Below are 25,763 nucleotides of genomic sequence, written 5' to 3'. Positions count from 1 at the left end.
CTAATATCGCCGGGGTGGCCGAGCGGTCTAAGGCGGCACTACCATTGGTAGCGCTAGGGGCTGCAGTGGGTTCCGAGATGGAAACCCGTTATTTCGCGGGTTCAAATCCCGCCCCCGGCTCTCAAGTTTATATTGAACAATTTCTGGTATTATAGCGATCCAACTTTGAGCCAGCCCAAGAGAAAGGAGGAGACTGTAGGTAGGGAGATGACAGGGGATGAGGCTCTAGCTTACGTCCTTAAGGAAATAGGTGTAAAGAGAGTATTCACCTCAAACTCGATTCCCGATTTCCTCAGAGAGAGGTTAGTACAGTATGGCCTTGAAATAGATATTTCCCTGAGCGTTAGGGACGCGCTGGAACTGGCGGACGCCTTTGCCAGAGATTCTGGAGATGCAGGAGTTGTAATCAGCGCTCCTGGAAGCTCGTTACTTGAGGGCAGTGGTATAGTTGCGCAGGCTTTCTCGGATTCCGTTCCTCTGCTGATGATCGGGACATTGAGGTCCTATAGAGATGTGGGAAAGGCGAGAGTGGGTGAATTGAGATCCCCTGATGACGTATCGGGTTCCCTTTCGCCCTTCATTAAGTTCAAGGAGAGAGTGATCAGCATAGAGGAAATTACTGTAACTGTGGAAAAGGGATACAAGGAGGCGCTGAGCAACAGGGCAAGACCAGCCCTCGTGGAGATCGCCGAGGAATTGTTCCGGTTAAAGGCTTACCCTCTTTCCACCGCTGAACAGAAACCGGAGAGGAAGACCCCTGACAAGAACACTGTGGCCAAGGTAGCCGAGGTAATGGGAAACTCAAAACTGCCCGTGATTGTGGCAGGATATGGGGTTAGGGCAAGTAACGCATCTCCGCAACTACTGGAGCTAGCGGAACTGTTGGATGCCCCGGTGATAACAACCTTCCGGGCCAAGGGAGTTTTCCCCGCATCCCATCCACTCTATGCAGGTGAAGGATTGGGAGCGTTTTCCACGGACATCGCCTCAAAACTCATGATTGAGGCCGATTCCATTCTGGTGCTTGGCTCCAGACTACCTCAATTGAGCACAGCCGGCTGGTCCATGAAGTATAAGGGCTTCCTGATGCACAATAACGTTGATGGGGAGGACATAGGTAAGGTGGTGATGCCCCAGCTCCCAATTGTAGCAGATACTGGCCTCTTCCTCAAGGAGTTGATAACTACGCTTAAGCAGAAAATAAAGGAAAACGTCAAGAGGGACGTGAGAAGTGAGATAGCTTCTGGTAGAAGGATCTTTACAATGAAACCACACTCTGGGTTGTGGCCATACGACATAACGAGGCTGTTACAACAGTTTAGATTCTCCAGATACTTCGTGGATCTGAGCGCTCCAACTCTGGACTTGGTTAGACTTCCTGTGGAAAGCCCCGTGTGGAACACCAGCGAATCGATCCTAGAGAAAGGAATCGGTGTGGCAGGAGTGCTACAGTCCAACGATCCAGGGGCTTTAGGGATCACTGATCTGGCCGGTATACTCAAGAACGTGGGTCTAGTTCAGCAGAGAGCAGAGAAGGCTAAGGGAACCGTGCTTATATTGAACGATGGTGGAGCGACCTACCTTGACACGTTTAAATCGGATATACCATCCATAGGAAAATCAGGGACGTTCGTGGATGTGGATGAGTTCCTAGAGAGATCCGTGGGAGCCATCACCGTGGATACCTACGGAGGATTGAAGGATTCTCTAGAGAGGAAGGATTCCAAGCTGAAGGTAATAAACGTAAAGATAGATCCTGATTACGATTCCATTGTGTTATTGAAACCGTGATTTTTAGATCTCGCTCTATTATTCAAACTCTATTGTAGCTGGAGGCTTCGTGGTAACGTCATAAACTACCTCGCCAACCCCTGGAATTTTAAGCAGTTCATCTGCGATCCTTGAGAGCAATGATGGTTCCACTTCAAGTATATCAGCAGTCATGAAATCCTCAGTGCTAACAGCCCTGATGGCCACTGTGTACTTTCCTTTGGCGCTCTTCACTCTCATCAGGGCCCTGGTATACTCACCGCTAGTTATCTTCTGGGATATCTCCCTGATCTCCCTGTAGCTATTCCTAAGACTGAAGGAAGCCATCTTTCCGTAAGTTCTGACATCCCCCTTAACTCCCGTTGACTTAACGGAATAGACCATGATCTCGTCTCGAAGGAGCTCAGATAACCTCGTGTCACGGGTTGAGTCGCTCTCAAACACTGCGGCGAAGTACTGGGAAGGTTTCAAGGGCTCCAGCGCGTTCTCCACAATAAAATTACTTCTCCTGGTTATTTCCAGTTTCTCCCTAGAGAGTCTCCCCACGCATCTAACCAGCAATCCGGGCCCGGGAAAGGGTTGCCTCTCGGATATCTCTCTGGGCAGTCCCAGATATCTGGCCAATTCCCTGACCTCGTTTTTGTACAGATCAGCCAGAGGTTCCACAAGGGAGAAACCCCACGTTTTTTCCGTATTTATGCCCAACTGAACCAGGACATTATGTTGCGTCTTAATTCCCCCCTGCGTTTCTATCCAGTCTGGCGCTATGGTACCCTGGACTAGAAACCTTGAATTCTCCTGGGCTACTATTTCTGAAATGGTTGAGTAGAAAACGTCCCTGAATTTCTTCCTCTTCTCCTCCGCGTCGTCAAGACCCTCTATTGAGCTAATGAATCTCTCACTTCTGTCCACTATTTTAAGGGGCATCACGTTCTTCAGCAGGTCCCTTACCTTGTTTGCCTCGTTCTCACGGAGGAAGCCGGTATCTATCATGACCGGGGTGACCTTATTTCCCAAAATCCTGTACATAAGGGCCGCAGCAGTGGTGCTATCTACTCCACCGCTTACAGCTGCTACCACCCTGTTCTCTCCCACTACCGATCTAATCTGAGGCTCTATCTCCTCGATAAACTTCTCTGGTGAGAACATTTAGGCTTGTTTAGCCATGCTATCCATATAAATCTGTTCTATGGCGTCCAGATCCAATACCTCCTTTAGAATCCGGAACGCCCTTTCCACCGACGCCTTTATCTCATCCTGCATGGAGCCGGTTCTAAGCCTTATCCCAAAATCCTCGAGTAGTTTCCTCCCTCCCTCGGAGAAGAGGAAACCGTGAACGCTTAACCCCACATACTGATCCTTTCTTGCCCCGTCATAGATCTCAACGCGCTCATCGTTCCTCCTAGTTATAAGAAGCAGGGGTTTGCCCTCAACGTAGTCTATCTCCCCCCTTCTTATTTCATATCCCTCTATTATACCATAGTCTGACTCTCCAAGGGATAAGGAGACAACCTTGCTTCTCCTGAACTTAACGTCGATCGAAAGGAGACCCAAGCCGGAATATGAGGAGGGCTCCCCTGCCTCCAGTCCGTGGGGATCATAAAGGGTTTTACCCATAATCTGAAATCCGCCACAAACTCCCAAAACAGGCTTTCTCTTGAGAGCTTCCACGAATCCCCTTTCCACAAGCCAGGATAGGGAAAGCTTGGTATTCCTTGTTCCTGGGAGTATGATCAAGTCGGCCTTGCTCAGATGGGAAGGCTTAGTAACGAATCTCAACCTTGCGTTAGATCTCTCAAATGCGTGAAACTCATTGAAGTTACTCATGTACGGATATGCCACCACGTCAACCTCCAGCTCTCCGTCTCCAAGATCCGATACGTTCATGGAATCCTCGGCCATTATCCTGAGCCTTTCGTCGTATGGAATGGTTCCTAGGTGCTTCATTGAGGTTCTTGACTCAAGCCAGGAGATTGCTGGCTCAAGCAATTTCTCGTCTCCCCTGAACTTATTAATGATGAATCCCTTCAACCTCTCCCTTATAGAGGATGGCAACATTTGATATATGCCATAGGCTGAGGCGAAAGCTCCTCCCCTATCTATGTCCAGTACCAGTATGGAGTTTATGCCCTCCTGCATTAACCTGTAACCTGTGAGATCCCTCTCCATGAAATTGGGCTCCCCGAGTCCCCCAGCGCTCTCTATGATCATGTCATCCCTGACCCCAGACCTAACCTTCTCCCAGTACTCCGTGAGCCTAGAGTAGTATTCTTGTGGTGAGAAGTTCCCCTGAGACTCTCCCCAGAAAATCACCTCTATGCCCTTTCCTGATGGTTTGAGGAGGATTGGATTCATGAACCTTTCAGGTTGTTGCCCACTTCCCATGGCCTGAAATGCCTGTATGAAGGCTATCTCCCCGCCATCATGGGTGGGATAGCTATTCAGTGACATGTTCTGCGCCTTAAAGGGGACGGCCCTGAAATGTCTCACCAGCGCTGAGGTAACCAGTGACTTGCCGGAATCGCTCATGCTGGAAGATATTATAATGGCCATGTTACCAGTATGGGAATGTGCGAGTATTAAAGGGAATTTTGGGGCAGTTGAGCTTCTTCACCGTGATACCAGCGGGAAGAGTGGACTTTGATCTTGTGATGGAGTTCGCCTTTCTTTCACCTCTGGTAGTTGGACTGGTAACTGGAGTGATAGATTACCTTGTGGTACTCTCACTTTATCCAGTAATGGGGCGTCTAGCATGGGTTCTACTGATTCCCGTGGTTGAGGTTGTGAGAGGGTTCAACCATTTGGACGGCCTCCTGGACTTTGGCGATGCGCTCATGATCAGAGGAACTCAAGAGGAGAGGAAGAGGGCCCTGAAGGACGTTTCTGTTGGAGCTGGAGGGATTGGTCTGTTGTTGGTTTACCTTACCATATTTTACGTTGCAACCCAAGTGATGGGAGGGACGGGGCTCCAGACCCTTTATCAGCTGATCTCAGCAGAGGTCCTCTCCAGGGTGGTAGGCCTGCTCTCCCTTGCCCTATCCAATCCCATGGAGGGGAGCACGCTTGGTAGGATGTTTCACGAAAAACTCAAGGGAAAATGGGTTGCCCTGCTCATTGAAAGCGTTCCTTTCCTCTCCCTATGTTCCGCAGTGCTCATGACAGTGTTAATGCTACTCTTCATATACGCAGGTAAAAGGGTACTGGGAGGTTCATCCGGGGACCTAACTGGGGCGGCAATCACGTTAAGCTTCCCCATTATACTGATTGGTGAGATAAAGTGCTCCCTGTTCTCATTGCCTCACTTGCTCTAGACCTGATAATGGGCGAACCGCCCACCCTTGTTCATCCGGTCGTCTATGTGGGGAAAATATCGGAAAGACTCATAAAACCTTTCAAGGGGAAGGGTTATGGCGTAGTGCTCTGGTTCGTCTCGGTGGTTCCGGTGCTTTTCCTCTGCCTAGTTTTCCTTTACTTGCCCTTTAAGTTGATCGAGATCCCTTTGCTCGTCCTCGTTCTGAAGACCACCTTCTCGATAAGGATGCTTTACACTATCGTGAGTTCCTCCATTCCCTTAAGAGAGGAATCCAGAAAAATCGTGCAGAATATAGTGAGAAGGGACCTGAGAGAGGTATCGCTGGGACACGTTGCGTCCGCCTCAATTGAATCCCTTTTCGAGAGCCTCGTAGACGGTATAACATCACCCCTCTTCTGGTTCCTGGTGCTTGGGCTTCCGGGGGCATTGCTCCAGAGGTTTGCCAACACCATGGATAGTATGGTTGGCTATAAGACCCCTCAACTGATTGAGGAAGGATACTTCTCAGCCAAGATGGACACCATTCTCAACTATATTCCCGCAAGATTGACTGGACTTACAATGCTACTGGCCGGTCTCCTGATGGGACTCAACGCGAGAAGTGCAATAAATTCCCTGCGTAATGCCAATATGGAGAGCCCAAACGCCAAGTACCCAATAGCCATGGCTGCTGGCCTCCTTGGTGTGAGGCTAGAGAAGGTCAATGCGTACTCGGTGGGCTCAGGAAACCTTCCCTCAACGGAAGACGTGAAGAGGGCACTGACCCTCTTCAGGCTCACCCTCCTGCTCTATCTCCTGTTCCTGCTAACTTGTTATTACTACCTTTATGGCGTTGCCCTGCTTAGCTACCCTTACGGCCTCATGGAACTGCTCTAGGTCGTATTTGTGTGTCACAAGCTTACCCACATCAACTCTCCTCTCTGCAATGAGTCTTAAGGCCTCCCTGGTATCCTCCTCAACAGCTGCGTTGCTTGGGATCACTGAGATTTCATTATTGAGCAGGTCACTGATATCATAGTTTAGTATTGTTCCTTTATACGGAACACCAAATAGGAGAACCCTCCCACCTTTCCTGACTGAGTTTAGGCCCGAGAGAATGGCCTGAGGTGCACCTGACGCCACTATAGCCACATCAACGCCTCGCCCATCGGTTACCTTCTTGGCTTCCTGCTCTACTTGTTGCTTAGTGGGGTTCAATAAATGGGATGCGCCCAGTGACCCGGCAAACTCTAGCCTGTACTCTGAAACATCGGAAATCATCACGTTGGAAACACCCATCTCCCTGACCTTCAGTAGATGTAAGAGCCCCATGGGACCTGCACCAACTATGAGGACTGAGTCGTCACGTGAGATCCCAACACGCCTCTGAGCCCTGATCACTGTGGCCAGCGGTTCCACAAATGAGCCCTCCTCAAACGACACGTGACTGGGTAACACAAGTATTCCTCCCCTTTCCACATTCCATGCAGGCACCCTGAAGAATTCGGCGAAGCCTCCAGGATCAAGGTTAGTTTTCCTGTAATATGGACACATGGTAGGGCTTCCCTTCTTGCAGTAGTAGCATTCATAGCACGGAACGTGATGGTGTGCGAACACTCTGTCGCCAGGTTTAACCGTGTTGGACATGGACTCTGCAACCACTCCTGCAGGTTCATGTCCAAGTATGGGCTGGGACGCCGTGTATTGCCCGCACATCTTCTCAATATCTGTTCCGCACAACCCGCAGGCCTTCATCTCCACAAGAACATCGCCCTGATTCAACTTGGGAACTGGTACTTCCTTGAGGACAGCTTTCCCACCCTCCATGATAATAGCTTTCATTTGTTACAACAACACTTTCCAGCTCTTTTAAAGTGAAAGTATCAGTGAGCTGCTCAAGGTTAAATAGTACTACGGCTCATAATATCATGTGTCATTGATTATTTTCATCCCAGTGTGTCTCTCAGTTTTAACGAGTCTGTACTTCTTAATGCCCGCCGTTTTCCTTAAAAGGTTCAGGAGTTTAGAAGACCCAACTCTCAATGAGCTCAGGTTAAGGACCGGAATAAGATTCTCATTGAAGGTCAAGGAAGATCCCCTTGTCAATGCTTTCTCCCTTCCCAATAACGTGATTGTGGTTACCTCAGGATTAGTTAACGAGGGGGTTGATAACTTGAGATCGGCCATTGCGCATGAACTGGGCCATCTGCGGGGAAAACATCATCTTAAGACCTTCCTTTCCCTTCTTGGGATTACGGTGGCTTCTTTATACCTTCTTAACCTTGACGTGATGCTAGGGCTGGCACTTATGTTCGCGGGTATAGTGGTGGTGAGGTATATTTCAAGGCATTTTGAGTACTTGGCCGATAAATACGCGATAGAGCTAGTCGGGAGGGACGAGTACATTCGTCTCCTCGCCCTTCACGTGAATCCCGGGGAAAAGCAGTCACTGCTCTCCACACACCCCACAGTGCTAAACAGGCTTAAGAAGATTTAAAGTATCCTCCATCTAGTAAAAACAAATGAGATACGTAGGTAAACCCGTCAAAAGGATTGAGGATCCGAAACTTATAACGGGCAGAGGTCTATACGTAGATGATATTCAACTACCCGGAACTTACTACGTGGCATTTGTGAGGTCGAAATACCCACACGCACTCATAAGGGTTAAACCCGGTCAGAACGTTTTCACAGGCTCCGAGATAAATCCAGGCAAGGACTTTCCCATACCAAGCAATGAGGTCACATATGTTGGCCAACCCATCGCGGCAGTAATAGCTAGGGACAGATATGAGGCATATGATCTTTTGGAGAGCGTGGAAGTGGAATACGAACAGATACCCCATGAGACTGACCCCTTCAGAGCCATGGAGGATAAGATCAAGGTTTACTCCAAGCTCGAAAGTAACGTTTTCGCCAGGAAGGAATTTCTGGGAGGAGAGGCCAAGAAAGAACTGGAACAATCCCCCGTAATACTCTCCGGCGAGCTACACAACCAGAGAATAGTAGCCTCTCCCATGGAGACCAGGGGGACGCTGGCCTGGTTTGACGGGAACAGACTAAACGTTTGGTCCTCAACCCAATCCGCCCATTACCTGAGAAGAAACCTGGTGAGCTTCCTAGGAATCCAGAACATTAGGGTCATCCAGCCCGATGTGGGAGGAGCGTTTGGGAGCAAGATAATTACCCATCCGGAGGAATACGCTGTTAGTTTCCTTGCCCTGAAACTTGGCATTCCTCTGAAGTGGATACCAACTAGGACAGAGGAGATGATGAGTGCAGGACATGGAAGGGATAAATGGCTAAGATACAAGGTTGGGGTGAGGAGAGATGGAACAATCACGGCCGTGGTTGGAACAGTGGTCGGAAATCTGGGGGCACCCTATCGAGATGCCAACGATGATGATTCTGGGAACGTTATGAGCGCAGCTAGAATGCTCCCTGGACCATACAGAATAAAACATGGGGTGATCACGGCCTACAGCGTAAACACAAATCTAACCCCAACAACCTCATACAGAGGCGCCGGCAGACCCGAGGCAACCTATTTCATTGAAAGCATTATGGAGGAGATAGCAGAGGAGTTGAAACTAGATCCGCTGGAGGTCAGGCTTAGAAACGTAATTAGGCCTGAGGAAATGCCCTACACCAACGTGTTTGGTATAACTTACGACTCTGGGAACTATCCAGAGTTACTGAATTCAGCCAAACCCTACTACGAACAGCTCAAGGTTGAGGCCAGGGATAACCAGTGCGTGGGGCTGGCGATGTACGTGGAAATAACGGGTTTCGGTCCATGGGAGACGGCCAGAGTGTACGCAAAATATGACGGCAGGATAGTCGTGGTCACGGGAACAGGACCGCACGGTCAGGGTGATGCTACAGCCTTTGCCCAACTTGCGGCCGATGCCCTGGAGATCCCCATGGAACTAGTAGAGGTCAGATGGGGGGACACGGACGTGATTGAGGATGGAATTGGGACCTGGGGAAGCAGAACGGTGACAGTTGGGGGTTCAGCCGTATTGATGGCGTCCCAGGAACTCAAGAGGAGACTAACCGAGGCTGGAGCTAAAGCCTTGGAAGCTGACGTGGAGGAGGTAGAATACAGAGAGGGTAAGGTAGTTCACAAGAAGAACGCAAAATCTTTGGAACTAATTGACGTGATCAAGTCGGCATATAAGTTCGGCATATCCCTGGATGTGACCTCCGTATACCCTGTCAAAAAGCCCACGTCGCCTTACGGTGTGCATATGGGGTTAATGGAAATAGACAGGGAGACAGGACTGATCAAGGTAAAGAAATACATAGCCATAGACGATGTAGGTAACGTTATCAATCCCCTACTGGCAGAGGGTCAGATTCACGGTGGAGCGCTTCAGGGAATAAGCCAGGCATTATATGAGGAGGCGGTAATTAACGACGGTGTTTTGCAGAATCCAACCTTCGGAGATTACGCTTTGCCCACGGCTGTTGAGACGCCACACTTTACATGGAAATATATCACCAATGGCCTCTCGCCCCACCCAACGGGGAGCAAGGGAATAGGTGAGGCTGGGGCAGTTGTAGGTACCCCAGTAATAACTAGCGCGCTAGAGGGATGCCTGAAAAGAAAAATGAACACCATGCCGATTCTCCTGGAGAAGGCACTGGGTGAATGAAGGGTTGCAGAGACATCTCCTTTCTCAAAAGGAGGCCAAGGAGTTTAGGGAGAAGGTAAAGAACCTTTACGGTGTTGAGCTAACCTCAGAAAGAATCGAGATAGGGAAGGAGAAAAGGCAGGTATTTTACTTCGTAGATGATATGCTGAGCTTTTTTGGAGAAAATTTAATTCCAACGTTATGCTTTCTGTTAAAATTTAGGGCAAACCTACCTTGGGTAAAAATAGATGAGGGTGCCGTAAAAGCTGTGGCCAGAGGGGCGGATCTTTACGCCCCGGGCGTTGTGGAATATGCAGAGGACGTGAAACCGGGCTATCTTCTCCTTGTAAAAACCAAGACGGATCAGCCGGTGGCCGTGATGGGTACGGTAGAAGGAGCCATGGAGGCCCTAAAGAATAGAAAGGGGAAGGTTGCATCTGCACTGCACTGGATAGGAGACGATATATGGAATCTTTGTAGATCTAGATCTTAAGAAGGACCACTTATGCTCTGCCTCTCCTCTTTAATTTCTGAAGCTCCTCCCTTAGCTCCTCCATCTGTTTCCTAAGCATGGAGATTTCGCCCTCGTGGATTTCAACAATTTTAGTAATCCTCTCAATGGGGTCCTCTGAAGCTAGGATGAGTCTCACGTTCCCGCTCTCATCCATGGATACGTAACCCAACCTCACAAGTTCCCTGACATATCCCTTAGCAGTCTTAGGTGATACCTTGAGGAAAAGGGCTATCTCTTGGACGTTAATTTCTCCTTTGTTTCTAATAATATTAATAATGTCCTGTAATCTGGGCGTTAACTCCATAAAAAGTATGGTTAAACCGTTCTGTTTTTAAGCAATAGGGCCCCTATCATACTGAGGACCTTCGTTGACGCTGTTAATAAAGGAACAGGAGGTAAATGCTCTCCTGAATTTCAAGGACGCATATGAGGCGTTGAGGGAAGCCTTCATCCTAGAGGATAGCAAAAAGGCTGTGAATACCAAGAGGGTCAGAACGTCGTTTTCCGGATCTACCCTAACCTATCAAGCTGGGGCAATGGAAGGATATATTGGTTTCAAGACATATATGAGGGGAAATTTTGTATCCCTTCTTTTCGCAAACGACGGCGAACTTCTCATGATAGCTGAGGCTGACAGGCTGTCCCTCTTGAGAACTGGCGCGCTGTCTGTGTTGGCCTCAGACGTGATGAAGAAGGATTACTCGTCCGTGGGAATCATAGGGTTGGGTAAACAGGGAATTGCCCAGGTTGAGGCATTTCACCACCTAAAGCCCGGAATAAAGATCCTTGGATACACCAGAACCCAGGAAAGGGAAGCAAGAGCCAAAGAAAAGCTATCCAAGTTGGGGATTAAACTGGAGACTGTCCCCAATCTGAAAGAGCTGGTTTCTAGAGTAGAGGTGGTGGTAACAATAACCACCGCCACTTCTCCCTTCCTAAAACTGGATCACCTCACCGAGAAAGTCCACATAAACGCCATGGGATCCAATCTACCTGAGAGGGTGGAACTTTTCCCTGAGGTAGTTAAGGCATCCACCATGATAGCCGTTGAGGATGAGATGCAGGCCAAAGATGAGGCAGGAGACCTAATTTTGGCTGAGAAGATGGGAATGATGGATTGGAAGAAAGTGGTTACTCTCTCGGAGCTAATTGGTGGAAAGGTCTCGGTGAAACCAGGGTTAACCATTTTCAAGTCTGTGGGAATAGGCCTAGAGGATGTCGCATCCATGAAAAGGCTCTTCCTCAAAGCTAAGGAGAAGGGCGTTGGCACAAACCTGGAGGTTAGGGGAAGATGGTCTCAAGGATAGGAAGGGAAATAGAACTCTCACCAGTGGAGATGGGATCTAGGTTAGGGCGTAATGCTGAGATTAACATGGCCAGTGGATCGCCCGACCCGTCAACCATCCCGGTAAAGGAGATAGAAAGGGCTTACGAAGACGTGTTGAATGAGCTGGGGCCTAAATCTCTTTTCTATCCAGGTGCGGGAGGTCAGCAAGAACTGATAAAACAGGTGGACGATTACCTTCCGGCAATAGGAATTACAAGCAAGGATCCTGTAGTGATTACCAGCGGTGCTCAGCATGCCATAGAGCTTCTCTCCAAATATTTCCTAGAGAACGGAACGGTTATGGTGGAGAACCCTACGTTCGTGGAGACCTTCTCAGCTTTCAGGTTGAGGGCATCTATCACGATACCCGTCAAGGTAGACGGAAAGGGTATCTCCACAGATGAGCTGAACGTTCTGACTAAGATAGTCAGGCCAGATTTGGTATACGTTATTCCTGACTGTCATAACCCTGCGGGAGTAAACATGGCAGAGGAAAGGAGAAAGGAGCTGGTCGAACTAGCAGAGGAAAGAGACTTCTACGTAATTGAGGATGATCCCTATAGACCCATAGCTGGTTGTGTTCCACCTCCATTGAAGAATTATGATAGGAGTGGTAGGGTTATCCACGTCAGCAGTTTCAGTAAAATCCTGGCACCTGGTCTCAGGATAGGTTTCGTCCAAGCTCCCCCAGAAGTTGCGGAGAAGTTGGGTCTCCTGGAGCAACTTGACTTTTCCACTTCAACCCTGAATCAATACGTTGTTTCACGTCTTTTGAGATCGGGATTTATTCTGTCTAGGACCAAATATCTCCCACAGCATTACAGCAAGAAGATGAAGGTGCTCGTGGACTCTTTGACTGACGCTGGAATCCTAGATTTCAACATGCCCAGTTGCGGGTTCTTCCTTCTCCTTGACCTCAAGAGAAATGCCCATAGGGTTCTGGAGGAGGCAGTGAAGCATGGTTTAGCCTTCGTTCCAGCTAAGGACTTCTTCCTGCGAGGCGGGGAGACTATGGCCAGGCTCAGTATCACACTTCCTGATGAGGAACAGATCAAGAGGGGTGTGGAGATATTAAAGAGAATTATCCGTGCCTAAACCAGGTAGATTTCCCTTGATAGTGCAGAGAGGATCCTGATCCTATCCTCCATGACTACCATGTCCTCAATTCTGATTCCAAATTTCTCAGGAATGTAAATTCCAGGCTCTATGGTGAAGACAGAATTCTTAGGTATCACGTTGACGTTATCTGGGGAGATGTAGGGATGCTCATGAACATCTATACCAATTCCATGTCCGGTTCTGTGGATGAAGTACTTGCCATAGCCCCTGTTCTCTATGACATTTCTGGCCCTTTGATCTATCTCCTTCCCTGATAACCCATAGCTGGCCTCCTCGGCTCTTTCCACTGCGTCATTAACTATTTCCCATATTTTCATCACCTCTTCTGATGGCTTACCGATGGTGACAACCCTAGTTGTATCCGTGGAGTAGCCCTTGTACCTGATGCCAAAATCCACTATTATGGGCTCTCCCCTGTGTACCTTCCTCTCTGTGCATCTAAGATGTGGCATAGCCGTATTTGGACCTGAAGTGAGAATGGTGGAAAAGGAGTATGTGACCCCCTTCTCCCTAAAAATTCCCTCCAATATCTGGGACAGGTGACATTCGCTCTCTCCCTCTTTTACCCTAGCAATAAACTCCATGAAGGACTGTTCAGCGATCCTAAGTCCTTCTTCCATTATCCCTATTTCCTCGTTGTCCTTTACCGATCTCATTAGGCTCATAATGGGGGAAGCGGGGATCAAGTCGGATGGCGAGAATCTGTTGACCATAGCAATTAGGAATACTGACCAGAGCTGATCATCTATAGCTAGGGATGAACCTTTCCTGATATCCAGAAGGGAATAAGGGTCCTCACCATCCACGTATGTTCTTACTTCAAGATTCAGGTTAGATAGTTGTTGTTCATACATTTTTGGAGCTACCATGTAGTCCTTGTCCCCAAGTATCAAGAGGATGGGCCTCTCCATGGGCTCCTCCGTAAAGCCCGTGAGGTAAAACATATTGCTTCCCGGACCCAGAACCAGATAGTCCGCCTTTCCCTTCAAGAGTTCCTTTACCCTTTGCACCCTGTTCTTATAGTCCATGATAGCATTCGGGACAGCAAGATAAAACGGTTTACCGTATCTGGGGATATTCTGCTAACAGGTGTAGTAGCACTTTAACGCAAGATTGTAGGCCGCATTGAAATCTCTGTCCACCTTATACCCGCACGCTGGACAGACAAATAGGGACCCCATGACTTCACCCTTCTTATAACCACACTGGGAGCACACCTTCGATGTATTTCTAGGATCCAATCTTCTGAATCGTATACCCTTCTCCAGCAGTTCCCTCTCCAGTTCGTCCTCAATTAGCTTGAGCCCCCTGCCTATCCTCGCGTCGTATAACCTCAAGTCTTCCAGTGCAACCATTTTGGGGCTCAGCTCACTTAGGAAGTCCATTAACTCCTTCAGAGATGCCCTGACTTTTTCCCTTATTTCCCTGACGTAGGAAAGACCCTGAGTTTCGCTCATATATTTTGTGAAGGTCTCCATAATGCTCCCGTTCCCTATATACTTGGTCTTGTATATCTTTCCGTTCTTGGTCACCGCGACGACTGTGAACAGGTGCCTTATCCCTAGGTCAATCCCCACAATTGGGTCCTCTACAGGATAAGCCAGAAACACCTTGATGCTGTCAGCAAAGTCCACTATGGCATATAGTGGAGTTCCTGGGAAATCCACGCTTACGGTGGCTCCTACTTTATCCAACTTGTAGATGGGCCCTTCTCCGCTCAATTTCAGCGGGCCTATCCTCGGCTTCGTGTAGATTACGTTCATGTCTTTCAGGCTAGGAGGAGGAGAGGGCTTAGTTTTAACCCCCGTCTTCTCCAGCGTTTTATAATATGACACGTAATATATTATATCACTATGAATTGCTTTTAGCTTACCGTAATCAATTATTTTTGCCTCTACCAGGTGTTCTTTCATAAGAATAATTATTCTTGCACATGTTTATGAACTTAAGCCATAAATCTTCTAGAAAGAATATCTGAATTTTGCTATATTAAATAGTCAAGACTGTTTAGAAACCTGGATCTGCGCTAAACATTCAGGTTTCTGCAGAAAAGAGTACGTGTAGATCATTAGTTTATTCTATAAACTCTATCGAAGGGTAATTCCTTTCCTTTGCCTCCTAGATAGTAATTCACAGTTGCGGAATATACGTAGGAATCGTGGAAATAAATTCTGTAATATTCTTCCGTCTCTCTCATATTATTCCTGTTGTAATAGTAGTAGGCAAAGAGCTCAGGTCCAGATGCCTCGCTATAGGACAGAAATGCCGAGTTTAAACTGGTGACGTTTCCCTTCAACCTGCTCATTACTCTTTCATAGGCTTTAGCCGGGTCCGTGAGGGAAAGTTCCTCAGCTATTTCCCTTAATATCATGAAACTATCAGTGTAGGGTAATTCAGGGTTCTTGAAAGAGGATCTGGATACCGAGCCGTTATGAGCGAAGAACAGGTCGTAGGGACCGACCCTAACGTGATAGGGGTGAGCGTGAGAAACCCCTCTAAGAAATTTTTTCAGGGTCTTCCTAGCGTGAATTATTCCAACCAACCTCTCGCCCCTTATGGAGTAAAGAATGGAGAGATTATCATCAGAGTACATGGGCCTTGCAGAGGCATAATGGAATCTGCTCCACTCACCATCCAGTACGTAAATCACGTACCCCCACCCGTCAGGATGGGAATTGCTAGAGAGAACATCTTTCTTGGAGGACTTCAGTAGGGCCCTTATAACCTCACCATCAATTTCTCCCTTCTCAGCAAAGGCCACAAATCTACACATTCAGGGTCAACCCATCTTTAGCGAGGGTAGCCTTACCCCTTATAATGCTTTCCACCTCGCTCTCTATCTGAGCTGGAACGTGAGTCAACACTGGATTCCTGAACGTGGTGATCGCCTCCTTAACGGAAGTATGCCCCCACTCCCTACAGTTCTCCAGGCAACTAGCCTCATGAATAACCAAATCCACTCCTGAAACTTCCCTCAATACAGGCTCGCAAGGTTGCAGAGTATCACCAGAGTAAAGTACTCTCCTTTTTCCATCCGTGATTATGTATGAGACTGCGTATATCTTGTGGCAGGCTTCCACGGAATATATCTCTAGGTCTCCTATCCTTCCTGTAGGAAGTGGGTTCTCCCTAACCTCTGCCGATATATTGTTAGTTCTTTGGTAGACCTTCAACACCTCCGAAAATCCAGGTGGAGAGAACACCTTAAGTTCTGGAACCCTGTCTATTTGTCTCCTAACCAGATGGTCAAATATCCCGGAGAAATGATCTATGTGCAAATGAGTTATGAAAACTGCATCTGGAACTAACTGCATGTCCTCCAGTCTCATGTTAATTCCCGATCCGAAGTCCAGTAAAACCTTTCCTTCATCCCCTTCCACAAGTATCCCAGCCTTGAATCTCCTTGAACCTATTGTGCTTCCGCTTCCAGTACCAAGAAACCTAAGTCTCAAGGGTTATACCCTCTCGTCCGCGTCTTCCAGATCGCAGAGGCCTACGCACTTATCTGAGTGAGACTTCCGGGTACTTTTTCTCGATCTCTTCGATTTTTGGTCCAAGTGCTCCATATGTGGTAACCGAAATTGAGGCTATAATATTTGCCTTCTCAACAGCAGTTTCTAAGTCATAGCCTTTCTCTAGGAAAACTGCCAGAGATGCATTGAACACGTCGCCAGCCCCCGTGGTATCCACTGGGTCTACCTTTATGGTGGGTATTCTGACTGACTTATTTTTGGTAAAAATCATGGCACCATTCTCCCCAAGGGTGACCACAATAGCCTGCTTAACCCTCTTTAACAATATCCCTGCGCCATACAACATGTCATCCGAATTACTAATTTCCTTAAACTCCACCTCGTTTGGAGTAAGAATGTCCACGTGATTGAGTATCTCCACATCGTTAAGCTCAGCAGGTGCAGGGTTCAAAATCCTTAGTCCGGGGAAGGTTAATAACGCTCTCTTCACCGCATCTTCCCTGATCTCTAGCTGTGTAAGTAGAACGTCCCCTTCTAAGCATGCGTCCAAGTCCTCTGGTGTCAACTCGTAGTTTGCTCCACGGTTTACCACTATCATTGTTTCCCCTCCGCCATTGAGCAAGATGTAAGCCGTTCCAGTGGGCGCATTTTTCACCCTTACACAAGACGTGTCCACACCCTCAGACTTGAGGAAGTTTATGGCGTTTATCCCATTCACATCATTTCCCACAGCGCCGATGAATCTTGTCTTTCCTCCCAGTCTCGATGCAGAGACAGCCTGATTGGAACCCTTTCCGCCATGACCCACTCTTACCTCCTGCGCAAAAACCGTCTCTCCAGGTATGGGAAAACGGGATAGCTTGAATGTCATATCCACATTATAACTACCTACTACCGTTATCAAGCCCTGAGGACCTCCAGCTTCTCAATAATCTCGCTTAAACTATTTCCCACCAAAACAGCTCTCCCATCTATCATTACCAAGTCTCCATATATGCCACTTTCAGAAATCTTCAATTTACCCCCCTCGCAAGCTTTCAATATCTCGTTTGTTAATGAGACCGATACGCCCAGTTTCTTTCCGGTGAGCTTCAAGGCCTTATACACCAGGTTGGTATACCAGTTCACCACTATAGGTCCGTCCACTTTAATCCAGTCAATATACCTTATGATACCGCCAGCTAGGGTTGCGAAATCGCCGTATTCCGTGAGTAGGCCAACGTTCATCTTCTCCTCGTGGGATATCATCTTCTTTACAATTTCCTTGTTCCTTTCAAGGAACTCTACAAGCTTCTCCAGATCGTCTCTGGCCTCATTGATCCTGACCACTCTCTCCACAGATGAAAAAGGATCAACTGGCCCGTTCCCGTGACCCATGGAAAGGGAATACCTTATAGCCTCGGTTACAATTTTCTTGGCTTCCCTTAACGCCTCCTTTAGGTCACGGCCCTTACTGAGAAAAGCTGTAATGGAGGCAGAGAACACATCACCGCTCCCGTGAAGGTTATCAGTATTTATAAGCTCCCCACGTAATTCAATTTCATCTCCATCCACAACAGCAAAGTCATATCCTCCGATTGCCTTCCCGCCCTTCACCACCACATTTATCCCCAAAGTCCTGTGGAGATGTATCGCCGTATTCCTTAAGTCCTCCTTGGTTCTTATCCTAAAACCTGTCAATCTTTCAGCCTCATACTTGTTGGGAGTTATTATCAGGGCCTTTCTGGCCAGTCTCATTATGTCCCTCACTACTTCCTCCGTTACTAGAGGATAACCACTCTTGGATATCATGACTGGGTCCAGGACCAAGTTAATTCTGTACTGAGTTACCTTTCTCTCAACAGCCTCCACAATCTTGGTTGAAGCCAGCATTCCAGTCTTGGCAAACCTTACCTGAAAGTCTTCCATTATTGTGTCAAACTGGGATTCAACGAACTCCGGAGGCACATCCAATACCTTGGTAACCCTCGCAGTGTTCTGGGCAGTCAAGCCAGTTATCACAGATACGCCGAACACTCCCAGGCTAGTGAAGGTCTTAAGATCCGCCTGGATACCCGCACCTCCTCCTGAATCGCTTCCAGCTATGGTCATTGCAACAGGTCTTTGCAACATCCCAGGTAAATGTGGACGGAGTTAGAGATATTTCTTTGGATCCTAATGTTTCCAGCAAGGCCTCTCTTTAATATGCGAGGACTTATCAGCGATTCATGATTACCCTTAAGCCCCTCCAAAACCCCAGTAAAATTTTTACGACATCACGGTCTTGGGACATCTACTGTGATATTTCCAGACCTCTCAGTCTTGCTCCATCCCTTGGGGGCTCCGGTTAACTCAAGGACAATGGAGACCAAGTGCAGACTTATGGTAAAATTGAGATATAATGCGGATAGAAGTATGTAAATCGTCTCTATCATGTGCCTCCTGGATATCATTATTATCAGAGTGAGGGTCATTATGGATGAGAGTGATACTATGGTCGCAATGAGAATGTGTAACTGATAAGAGTAGATAAAGACCAGTGAGTAATTTGCCAGGCTTAAAACCATGAAGACCGGAGTGCCCACCAACATTGCCGCGTCTATTAACTTCCAAGTCAGCTTGAACTTGGAAATTCTTAAGGTCAGCTCAAAGTTTCCCCTGTACCATCTCAGTCTCTGCCTTACTAGGGAGACAAAGGTGGTCGGCACTTCCCTCCAACTCTGGACGGACGGAGAGTAAACGATCATATAGTTGAGGCTTGTTAACTTGAGGCTGAGATCAAGATCCTCAGTGAGCACATTCTCATTCCACCCTCCAACCCTCTCCAACGCATCTCTTCTCACAAAACTACACGTGCCCTCTAGGGGTACGAAAAGACCTGCCCTAGCTCTACCAGATATGGAGTACTCGCTAAATAACTCCTCTAGTGAAGCTAGTCTAGCCACAATACTTTCTCTAACATTGATGGGAATCAACCTTCCCTGAACCCCTCCCACTCTGGGATCAGAGGAGAACTTTTGAGCAACGTACCCCAGTACGTCAAGCCTTGGTACAGTATCCGCATCGAAGACCCCAATGATTTCTCCTTTAGATAATTTTAATCCATAATTGAGCGCCCTACTCTTTCCGTTTACTACATCTGCCTTCTCGAGGTGAACGCACTTAACGTTACTGTACATTTCGGAGAATTTATTGCATACACCCAGAGTATTATCTGTGGACCCATCTTCCAATACAATTATCTCGTACTTAGATCTGTCGTATTCCTGGTTAAGCAGTCTTTCGAGAAGCCTCCCAAGGACCTTTTCCTCATTCCTGGCTGGTACCAGCAGGGAAAAGGATGGGCCTGACGAAGATTTTGGTTCACTGGATCTCCATGATAGTCCGTAGATGGCAAAGGCGGAATTGTAGACACTCCATATGGATACTATGATACTGAGACCAACAACAATATCATCAAGCATTGAAGATAATTCTCAGGACTCCTAATATATCTTGCCGATATCCTCAACTTGTTGGAAGTTTCACGTGCTTTCTGAAACAGGGAAGTAAATTTCCATTAACTGAAATAAATAGATATCACTGAATTCTGATCCCGTGCAATTCCTCTACCAATTTTTTCAACTCTACCATGGTTAGGGTCATGTCAATCTTGGCTCTCCTTAACCCATAGTTGCTTCTCCTCTCCATGAGTTTGCCGGCCCCATATATTGCTAGCCCGGTGACCGTGGTTAAATGAAACGGATCATCCAATCCAAACGCGATGAACTTACCTATTCCCTGCACCACTTTCCCCTTGGGTTCGTAATCACCCAACAGATCTTTCATGATACTGTATTGGAAGCTAGTCTTTAATTAGAATTGGCTGAAAGAGTCTTCTGACCCAACTCCTATTCACCCTTTGGGAATACTCTCTCTGTTGTTTAGCAAGCTTCAAGGCAAGCCTCTTGCTGATCCTGAACCTCCTGTTTCTCCCATTCCAGCCAGTACTATACAGCTTGGATCTGTTACCCAATGATTTGATGTAAAAGGAATACTATATAAGGCTATTCAGAACGTTTCATGAAACTGCTCTTGTCCTACAATTCTTGAGTAAAACCAGGCGCGATTATTCAAATAGAGAAAAAGTTATGGTGGCTTTACATCTATTGCAGCCACGGGACACACGTTAACGCATGCCATACAGAATATACATGCCTGTTCGTTTACGGGGTCTGCCTTCTTCTCGCTGGCTGGGTGGCCAGGAGTATCGTACCACTGAAACACGTTCACCGGGCATGCATTTATACATGAACCGTCTGCTAGGCAGAGATCGAAATCCACACCCACTATGGTCCCGTGAATACCCAGCGCCTTTTCCTTAGGAACAGGCGGAGGATCTGCGGGCGCATATACCTTATGGCCAGCATGGTCCCCAGTTACTGGCCTAGAGGTCCTGAAGTTAGGATCTATTCCCATGTGTATCCGCGATCTACTATCTAGCACACTAAAAATAATTTGACCCCGAATATTTACGTGATATCTTCCAGCTAGATGACCCCTATAACACAGCGCTGAGAACTGGAGATCCTTGGAAGGAGTCAATGACTCAATCTAATTTTTGGTAATTCCCACTTCCTGAGGAGAGCTATTATCCTTAGTACCGTGACGAATATGAATGTGGAAACCAGCGCGTAGCTTCCACCAAGATAGTAGTAGGACGGATAGAAAAGTAAACCGCCCAGTATTGTGGGAGTCGCATAAAAGTCCCTTTTCAGGATAGTAGGGACCTCATTGGAGAGCAGGTCCCTTATCACGCCTCCTCCAACTGCGGTAACAGAGGCAAGTATGGCAACGCCTATTATGTTAAGCCCATGCCCCACAGCTATCTCCGCACCTGTAGCGGTGAATGTGCCGAGTCCTATAGCGTCTGCAATGAGAAGTGCCTTAGATAGATTTTCAATGTATCTATAGAAGAACACGGTCAGTATTGAGCTTATGATTGCCAGTAACGGATATTCCATGACCCTGAGGTTGGTTGGGGGATATACGCCCAAGAGAACGTCCCTTATGATGCCTCCCGCCAGAGCTGTGGAAAATCCCAAAACCAGCACACCCAGCAGATCAAGTCCCTTATCGAAAGCCTTCAAAGATCCGGAGATGGAAAAGGACACTATACCAATCAAGTTCAATGCATAGATGATATCCTGAAGCATTACCCCTCAATTACGCCTTGAGGATTTAGCTTAAAGAGATTATTTGATCGCAAACGGGAAGAATGTCCCTATCATGGGTTGCCAAGATCAATCCTCTCTTCTCCTCCCTCAACAGCCGAATCATCCTCACAAAGCTCAGGAGTCCATCTCCATCCATGGCCGTAGTTGGCTCGTCCAGGCCTATAACCCTATAACCCGAGGCGTAGGCTGAGGCTAATAATACCCTCATCTTCTGCCCCAAACTGAGCGTGAAGGGGCTACGATCTCTCAGCTCCTTAATATCAAACAGAGATAGGGCCTGTTCGCTCCCAACCTCTTCCTCAACTGTTTCGCGGAAGAATTGCAGGTCAAGATTCTGAAAGACAGAATATATCTTCCTAGAAAGTCTCTTGAGGATAGTGGTTTTCCCTGCACCGTTTCTGCCCACTAAACATACAACTTCTCCCTCCCTTACCCTTATTCTAGGCCCCACTTGCACGTCCAGAAGCTCAGAGCCCGGTGAGCCCCTCTCCGGGTCCAGCTTGAATCCCCTGAGTCCATTCTTTCTTAAGAATCCCTCATCCTCTAACTTATCCTTATCTATCTCCCTGACCTCGTTAGACAGGAGATAGATCCGCTCTACCAGGCTAGAAAGGTACCTGGTTCTATGTTCTGAGATGAGACTACCCTTGGGAATTAAGCTCAGCACCAGTTTGATCCCCTCTTCATCCAAGTTCGAGAGCGGTTCGTCAATTAACAGGTACTCGGGAGAGTAGGAAAGCACAGAGGAGATAACGAACCGCTTCTTGTAACCGTCAGACAGCTTAAAAAACTCCTTGGAGAAGTAGGGGCCCATCAGTCTTCTCCCTATCTCGAAATCTACCCTATGAAAGTGAGACATAACCATGAGTTCCTCCTCAAGGGTACTGGCCAGTATCTGAGAGCTCGGCTCCTGGAATATCGCAGAAACTACTGAGTAATCCCTTCTCTCACAGAAGTCCGCGTTATCCAGGAAAATGCTGTGCTTCTGACATAGAATTGAGTTGATCAGAGTAGTCTTTCCACTCCCATTTCTTCCCACGAGCCCTACTATCTCGTCCCTGTCGAGCTCTACTTTACCGGGAAGATAGGGATGAGCAATGACAAGCAAATTGACACTACCCCTGCAGTTATAGGTAAGAAGTCCCATCTGGATGGCTTGAACTCTACTCTTCTCGAGAACTTCCCGTACAGCTTTATCTCGTAGGCCCTGTTAAGATCCTCGGCTATCTTTACCATCTCCACCACTATTGGCCTCGATAGTTCCTCCACGTTAAAGCGCAATTTCCTTGCCCTTCTATAGAAGAACACATCCGATGCTAACTCGTAAAATAGGGGAATGTAACTTAACGTCACCACGAACGGTACGCCCTTTTCACCCAGCAGGCCTAACAGGGAGACCCTATCCAGAAACTCGGAGAGAGAAAGGAAGAGGTTTATGAAGGTGAACGCTCTCATAACATACGTAAAAATCGCAGGGTCAAAGCGGGACGTTATCAGGTAAGACACGAGGAGAGCGACAGCCTCCAGCACAAGAAATCTGAATTGCCTGTACGTTAATCCCAGGGAGATCAGGAGGCTCCAGATGGGAACTATGTAGGAAGCCACGACGACGCAGGAGGCGTAAAATAGGCCATACCATACCTTCCATTTCACTTTATCACACCTGACTTGATCAGGAATCTCCCTATATTGTTGGATATGATTCCCATGACAGCGCTTTCTCCAAAGTAAAGTAGACTAAAGACCAGGGTCAAAAGTGGTAAGTCGTGGATATTTGGTATTCCAAGGAAAATGAACCCAAAGATTACGCTCAAAACTCCAGCTAATCCTCCCGCTAAAGTAGTGTTAATCATTACTGCCCTAAACCCTCTGTAACCCACTTTCCTGGATACGACCTCAACGACCAGCCCCACAACCAGGAACGTCGCACTTAGGAAAAGGAGAAAAAATACGCCATATAGGATGGCACTTATAAGACCAACGAGAAGTGGGCCGTTCTTCTGATTAATAAGCTGTATTCCCACTGAGATGATTATGAGAGGAATTGTAAGGGTAAGAATGGGGTCAAGAAAGACGCTGAGGGCATAGAGGGAGAGGGAGAGGCTCATGACTGCTGCCACACCAAAAGAAGCTACCGAGAAAATCGAGGAGTAAATTAGTAGTCTTCTATCCATGAGATATTATTACCTAGAAGACGGTAAAAGTTTAAGCTATAGGGGTCCCCGGATTGTGATTCTGGCCAGATTGTATCTTCGACCTAAGTGAATCCTCAAACCGTTCTCCATAGGAAGATAGGTTAGTACTTTGTGTAAGTTTTTATCCAGTGCTCTCTGAATGATGCCCATACCAGAAGGTAAAAATTAATCAAAACTACTAATGTACACCCTGTCCGGGTCGTTATCCCCATCCTGAGAGAGGAAGCTGTGGTGGAGTAAACCTCATACCTCTACTGCTCTTCCGCCCGTAAAGGGAGAAGTAGCTCCTCAACCCCTGCTGGAGGCACTCCTCCTGCTTCACGTTGAGGCTTATCTCCAGCCCTATCACGGGTCCCAGGGCGGGTCCCAGCCCTGAAATTGATCCAACAACCTGAGCCATACTCATTCCCCCATCAAGAAATATATCCCCATTGGACTTGAAGAAGGTATTATCATGCAAAAGATAAGGGTGTGGCGGGCCCGCCGGGATTCGGACCCGGGACCTACGGGTTAAAAGCCCGCCGCTCTACCTAGCTGAGCTACGGGCCCCGTCATAAATGAAAAACTCCACGATATAAATTTTTGGAACTCAGTTCATGATGTGTCACACCTTATCCCGATGGCCAAGGTCATCTTAACGGTATGGGCTCACTAACGCAGTAAATACTGAACTCTCATGAACAGCACTCTCAGATATCCTTATTTGGATTATAGTCTAGATTATCCTATGGAGAAATATAAGGTCAGAGTCGGAAAGAAAGGGGAGCTGTATCTTCCAAAGGCTCTTAGGCAGAAAACAAGGATTAAAGCTGATTCTGAGGTGGAAGTTCGGATCGAGGGCGATAAAATAATAATAAATGTCATTCCTTCCCTGGAGGATCTTCTGGCCAAGAAAAAGACAGTGAAGCTGTCCCCGCAGGAATTCGAGGAAATAAGCGAGGAAATTCAGCGTGAAATTGAAGGGCAGAATACTACTTGATACCTCATTCCTCTTACCTTTGTTTAACGTTGACATCAAAATCGAGGATTTCAATGAGCTTTTCCCCAAGTTGATCAGGCAATTCGAGGTAAGTTATAGTCCGCTGTCTCTGGTTGAGGCCAAGTGGGTATTTTTAAGGCTCAAAAGGAGGGGAATCAAATACCAGTTAGAAGACTATATCGATGGACTGAAATATATATTGAACAGCCAAGATTTACACCATGTAGATGTGACCACGCCGGAGATTGAGGAGGTAGCTGATAAATATATTGAAACCATCACCGATTATTTCGATAGAATGCTTTACGCCTCCAGTCTGGTATATGGGATGAATCTCTTGACCATGGATAACACTCTCCTGGGACTGGATAATGCAGTAAGCTGGGATAGGGTTAGAAGGATGGTTAAGTAGTCGCGAATCGTCATCAATTAAGAGATTAGCCATGAGAAATTCAGAGATTATTGTCCATGAATAGAAGTAATAAGAAATTAATGCGAGATTGATTAAAATTTCTTAATGAATTACATTCTAGTCTCATCGTTTTATTCGATACAGACTTAATTGGGTGAACATGGCTGGGTCATAGAGGGTTTATGGATATATTATCCCATTCATATCAAAACCCATTGAAAACTGTTCTGGATAATAGCCCACGCAATCTGAAAGCTGTAGGAGATGTGTTCAGGCTGGCCATAGGACGTCGGGGGTCTCCAGCCTATGTGCTCAACGCTCAGGCCCTTAGATACATTAGCGATGTCAATACTGCTCGTATGTGGAGGCGCAGTCGTTAACCATCTCGGCTAGATCGTCGTAGGAGTAGTCGGGGTGATCCTGGATGGCCTCGGAGGCGCAGTTCTCCACCCTGAGCTTGCGCTCGTACCACTCCCTGTAGAGTAACCTGTCCGTGATTGGGGGAGGATTTCCGGAGAGCTCCTGGACAAGCCTGTTGTAGGTGGCCTGAAGCTCCTGGGCTATCTCCCTGGCCGAGGCCAGGGCCTGCTCGTAGGACTGGTCCATCCAGTCAACAAGGGTTGCAGCGGCGAGGGAGATGAAGGGGGCGAAGCCCAGCTCGGAGAGGGCCCTCCTGAACCGCCTCTGGGCGTCCAGGAGGGCGGAGAGCTCCTGCTCGAGGCCCAGGTCTCTTGCCCAGGTAGAGACGCCCGAGGAGGTGAAGGGAGGTGGTGTCACGGCGCTGATGGCGACAACCTCGAGTCCCTGAAGGGAGATCCTCTCGTACCCTGAGACGAGACCCGCAATCCCG

General features: G+C 47.6%; 29 protein-coding genes, 2 tRNA genes and 1 pseudogene. 11 read left to right on the top strand and 21 right to left on the bottom strand.

Features of this window, described 5'->3' with window-relative positions:
- Positions 1-8: 8 nt before the first annotated feature.
- Positions 9-120, top strand: a tRNA-Cys gene (locus L3N51_RS08425).
- A gap of 45 nt (positions 121-165) precedes the next feature.
- On the top strand, positions 166-1,791 hold the full coding sequence (locus L3N51_RS08420; protein WP_238026744.1) for a thiamine pyrophosphate-binding protein: 1,626 nt from the start codon (positions 166-168) through the stop codon (positions 1,789-1,791).
- A gap of 18 nt (positions 1,792-1,809) precedes the next feature.
- Here L3N51_RS08420 and L3N51_RS08415 read toward each other — a convergent pair whose 3' ends face one another.
- Both L3N51_RS08415 and L3N51_RS08410 read right to left on the bottom strand, forming a co-directional pair.
- The gene (locus L3N51_RS08415; RefSeq protein ID WP_238026699.1) at positions 1,810-2,919 is read right to left on the bottom strand and encodes an ATP-binding protein; all 1,110 of its coding nucleotides are present in this window, start codon (positions 2,917-2,919) and stop codon (positions 1,810-1,812) included.
- Positions 2,920-4,323, bottom strand: a complete 1,404-nt coding sequence (locus L3N51_RS08410) for a cobyric acid synthase (RefSeq protein ID WP_238026698.1) — start codon at positions 4,321-4,323, stop codon at positions 2,920-2,922.
- Between the two features lie 17 nt (positions 4,324-4,340).
- Here L3N51_RS08410 and cobS point away from each other — a divergent pair, with 17 nt between their 5' ends.
- Together cobS and L3N51_RS08400 are read left to right on the top strand one after the other, a co-directional pair.
- Entirely contained in the window at positions 4,341-5,081 is a 741-nt protein-coding gene (cobS, locus tag L3N51_RS08405; RefSeq protein WP_238026697.1) for an adenosylcobinamide-GDP ribazoletransferase, read from the top strand.
- Complete coding sequence (locus L3N51_RS08400) at positions 5,048-5,959, top strand: cobalamin biosynthesis protein (protein ID WP_238026696.1); 912 nt, start codon at positions 5,048-5,050, stop codon at positions 5,957-5,959. The genes cobS and L3N51_RS08400 overlap by 34 nt, the downstream gene beginning before the upstream one ends.
- Here the strand turns inward: L3N51_RS08400 and L3N51_RS08395 are convergent.
- Positions 5,888-6,904 carry a zinc-dependent dehydrogenase gene (locus tag L3N51_RS08395; protein WP_238026695.1) on the bottom strand — a complete coding sequence of 339 codons (1,017 nt, stop codon included), beginning with the start codon at positions 6,902-6,904 and terminating at the stop codon, positions 5,888-5,890. The two genes, L3N51_RS08400 and L3N51_RS08395, sit on opposite strands and share 72 nt — an antisense overlap.
- A gap of 88 nt (positions 6,905-6,992) precedes the next feature.
- On the opposite strand from L3N51_RS08395, the gene L3N51_RS08390 reads away from it, so the two are divergent.
- From L3N51_RS08390 to L3N51_RS08380, 3 genes are read left to right on the top strand one after another with little or no spacing between them, the layout of a single operon-like run.
- Positions 6,993-7,559, top strand: a complete 567-nt coding sequence (locus L3N51_RS08390) for a M48 family metalloprotease (RefSeq protein ID WP_238026694.1) — start codon at positions 6,993-6,995, stop codon at positions 7,557-7,559.
- A gap of 25 nt (positions 7,560-7,584) precedes the next feature.
- Positions 7,585-9,720, top strand: a complete 2,136-nt coding sequence (locus tag L3N51_RS08385) for a xanthine dehydrogenase family protein molybdopterin-binding subunit (RefSeq protein WP_238026693.1) — start codon at positions 7,585-7,587, stop codon at positions 9,718-9,720.
- A 4-nt stretch (positions 9,721-9,724) separates the two neighbouring features.
- Positions 9,725-10,192, top strand: a complete 468-nt coding sequence (locus L3N51_RS08380) for an RNA-binding protein (RefSeq protein ID WP_238026691.1) — start codon at positions 9,725-9,727, stop codon at positions 10,190-10,192.
- A gap of 10 nt (positions 10,193-10,202) precedes the next feature.
- Here L3N51_RS08380 and L3N51_RS08375 read toward each other — a convergent pair whose 3' ends face one another.
- A complete protein-coding gene (locus L3N51_RS08375; RefSeq protein WP_238026689.1) occupies positions 10,203-10,517 on the bottom strand; it encodes a winged helix-turn-helix transcriptional regulator in 315 nt (104 codons plus the stop codon).
- A gap of 64 nt (positions 10,518-10,581) precedes the next feature.
- Here L3N51_RS08375 and L3N51_RS08370 point away from each other — a divergent pair, with 64 nt between their 5' ends.
- Entirely contained in the window at positions 10,582-11,520 is a 939-nt protein-coding gene (locus L3N51_RS08370; RefSeq protein ID WP_238026687.1) for an ornithine cyclodeaminase family protein, read from the top strand.
- Complete coding sequence (locus tag L3N51_RS08365; protein WP_238026685.1) at positions 11,505-12,635, top strand: PLP-dependent aminotransferase family protein; 1,131 nt, start codon at positions 11,505-11,507, stop codon at positions 12,633-12,635. The genes L3N51_RS08370 and L3N51_RS08365 overlap by 16 nt, the downstream gene beginning before the upstream one ends.
- Here L3N51_RS08365 and L3N51_RS08360 read toward each other — a convergent pair.
- The 16 genes from L3N51_RS08360 to L3N51_RS08285 all read right to left on the bottom strand — a co-directional run bounded on the left by L3N51_RS08360 (position 12,632) and on the right by L3N51_RS08285 (position 24,071).
- Complete coding sequence (locus tag L3N51_RS08360) at positions 12,632-13,687, bottom strand: M24 family metallopeptidase (RefSeq protein ID WP_238026683.1); 1,056 nt, start codon at positions 13,685-13,687, stop codon at positions 12,632-12,634. The genes L3N51_RS08365 and L3N51_RS08360 overlap by 4 nt on opposite strands.
- 54 nt (positions 13,688-13,741) lie before the next feature.
- On the bottom strand, positions 13,742-14,572 hold the full coding sequence (locus tag L3N51_RS08355; protein WP_238026681.1) for a transposase: 831 nt from the start codon (positions 14,570-14,572) through the stop codon (positions 13,742-13,744).
- 155 nt (positions 14,573-14,727) lie between these two features.
- Positions 14,728-15,432 carry a glutamine amidotransferase gene (locus L3N51_RS08350; RefSeq protein ID WP_238026679.1) on the bottom strand — a complete coding sequence of 235 codons (705 nt, stop codon included), beginning with the start codon at positions 15,430-15,432 and terminating at the stop codon, positions 14,728-14,730.
- Positions 15,425-16,111 (bottom strand): MBL fold metallo-hydrolase, encoded by a 687-nt coding sequence (locus L3N51_RS08345; RefSeq protein ID WP_238026677.1) that lies wholly within the window; start codon positions 16,109-16,111, stop codon positions 15,425-15,427. The genes L3N51_RS08350 and L3N51_RS08345 overlap by 8 nt, the downstream gene beginning before the upstream one ends.
- A gap of 49 nt (positions 16,112-16,160) precedes the next feature.
- Complete coding sequence (locus tag L3N51_RS08340; protein ID WP_238026676.1) at positions 16,161-17,036, bottom strand: ribokinase; 876 nt, start codon at positions 17,034-17,036, stop codon at positions 16,161-16,163.
- Positions 17,033-18,244: a bifunctional hydroxymethylpyrimidine kinase/phosphomethylpyrimidine kinase gene (gene thiD / locus L3N51_RS08335; protein WP_238026675.1), complete on the bottom strand. Its 1,212-nt coding sequence runs from the start codon at positions 18,242-18,244 to the stop codon at positions 17,033-17,035. The genes L3N51_RS08340 and thiD overlap by 4 nt, the downstream gene beginning before the upstream one ends.
- Positions 18,245-18,387: 143 nt before the next feature.
- On the bottom strand, positions 18,388-19,575 hold the full coding sequence (locus L3N51_RS08330) for a glycosyltransferase (RefSeq protein ID WP_238026674.1): 1,188 nt from the start codon (positions 19,573-19,575) through the stop codon (positions 18,388-18,390).
- Positions 19,576-19,690: 115 nt separating this feature from the next.
- On the bottom strand, positions 19,691-19,942 hold the full coding sequence (locus L3N51_RS08325; RefSeq protein WP_238026743.1) for a hypothetical protein: 252 nt from the start codon (positions 19,940-19,942) through the stop codon (positions 19,691-19,693).
- Positions 19,943-19,955: 13 nt separating this feature from the next.
- Positions 19,956-20,126, bottom strand: a complete 171-nt coding sequence (locus tag L3N51_RS08320; protein ID WP_238026673.1) for a hypothetical protein — start codon at positions 20,124-20,126, stop codon at positions 19,956-19,958.
- Between the two features lie 113 nt (positions 20,127-20,239).
- Positions 20,240-20,569: a 4Fe-4S dicluster domain-containing protein gene (locus tag L3N51_RS08315; protein WP_011921326.1), complete on the bottom strand. Its 330-nt coding sequence runs from the start codon at positions 20,567-20,569 to the stop codon at positions 20,240-20,242.
- A 122-nt stretch (positions 20,570-20,691) separates the two neighbouring features.
- The gene (locus L3N51_RS08310; protein WP_238026672.1) at positions 20,692-21,306 is read right to left on the bottom strand and encodes a trimeric intracellular cation channel family protein; all 615 of its coding nucleotides are present in this window, start codon (positions 21,304-21,306) and stop codon (positions 20,692-20,694) included.
- Between the two features lie 25 nt (positions 21,307-21,331).
- Entirely contained in the window at positions 21,332-22,435 is a 1,104-nt protein-coding gene (locus L3N51_RS08305) for an ABC transporter ATP-binding protein (RefSeq protein ID WP_238026671.1), read from the bottom strand.
- Complete coding sequence (locus L3N51_RS08300) at positions 22,396-22,980, bottom strand: hypothetical protein (RefSeq protein ID WP_238026669.1); 585 nt, start codon at positions 22,978-22,980, stop codon at positions 22,396-22,398. Before L3N51_RS08300 ends, L3N51_RS08305 begins: the two co-directional genes overlap by 40 nt.
- Complete coding sequence (locus L3N51_RS08295; protein WP_238026667.1) at positions 22,977-23,501, bottom strand: hypothetical protein; 525 nt, start codon at positions 23,499-23,501, stop codon at positions 22,977-22,979. The genes L3N51_RS08300 and L3N51_RS08295 overlap by 4 nt, the downstream gene beginning before the upstream one ends.
- Before the next feature lie 223 nt (positions 23,502-23,724).
- On the bottom strand, positions 23,725-23,922 hold the full coding sequence (locus L3N51_RS08290) for a hypothetical protein (RefSeq protein WP_238026665.1): 198 nt from the start codon (positions 23,920-23,922) through the stop codon (positions 23,725-23,727).
- A 72-nt stretch (positions 23,923-23,994) separates the two neighbouring features.
- A tRNA-Lys gene (locus L3N51_RS08285) sits at positions 23,995-24,071 on the bottom strand.
- Positions 24,072-24,249: 178 nt separating this feature from the next.
- On the opposite strand from L3N51_RS08285, the gene L3N51_RS08280 reads away from it, so the two are divergent.
- Both L3N51_RS08280 and L3N51_RS08275 read left to right on the top strand, forming a co-directional pair.
- Positions 24,250-24,501, top strand: a complete 252-nt coding sequence (locus L3N51_RS08280; protein ID WP_238026663.1) for an AbrB/MazE/SpoVT family DNA-binding domain-containing protein — start codon at positions 24,250-24,252, stop codon at positions 24,499-24,501.
- Positions 24,473-24,913, top strand: coding sequence for a PIN domain-containing protein (locus L3N51_RS08275; protein ID WP_238026661.1), 441 nt, complete (start codon positions 24,473-24,475; stop codon positions 24,911-24,913). Before L3N51_RS08280 ends, L3N51_RS08275 begins: the two co-directional genes overlap by 29 nt.
- 345 nt (positions 24,914-25,258) lie before the next feature.
- Here the strand turns inward: L3N51_RS08275 and L3N51_RS08270 are convergent.
- Positions 25,259-25,763: pseudogene (locus L3N51_RS08270) on the bottom strand (hypothetical protein); the annotation flags it as partial.

This window comes from Metallosphaera javensis (ex Hofmann et al. 2022) (genome assembly GCF_022064045.1).
GTDB classification, from domain to species: Archaea; Thermoproteota; Thermoprotei_A; order Sulfolobales; family Sulfolobaceae; genus Metallosphaera; species Metallosphaera javensis.
The sequence above is the reverse complement of the archived record's forward strand: the minus strand, read 5'-3'. Positions and strand labels throughout refer to the sequence as shown.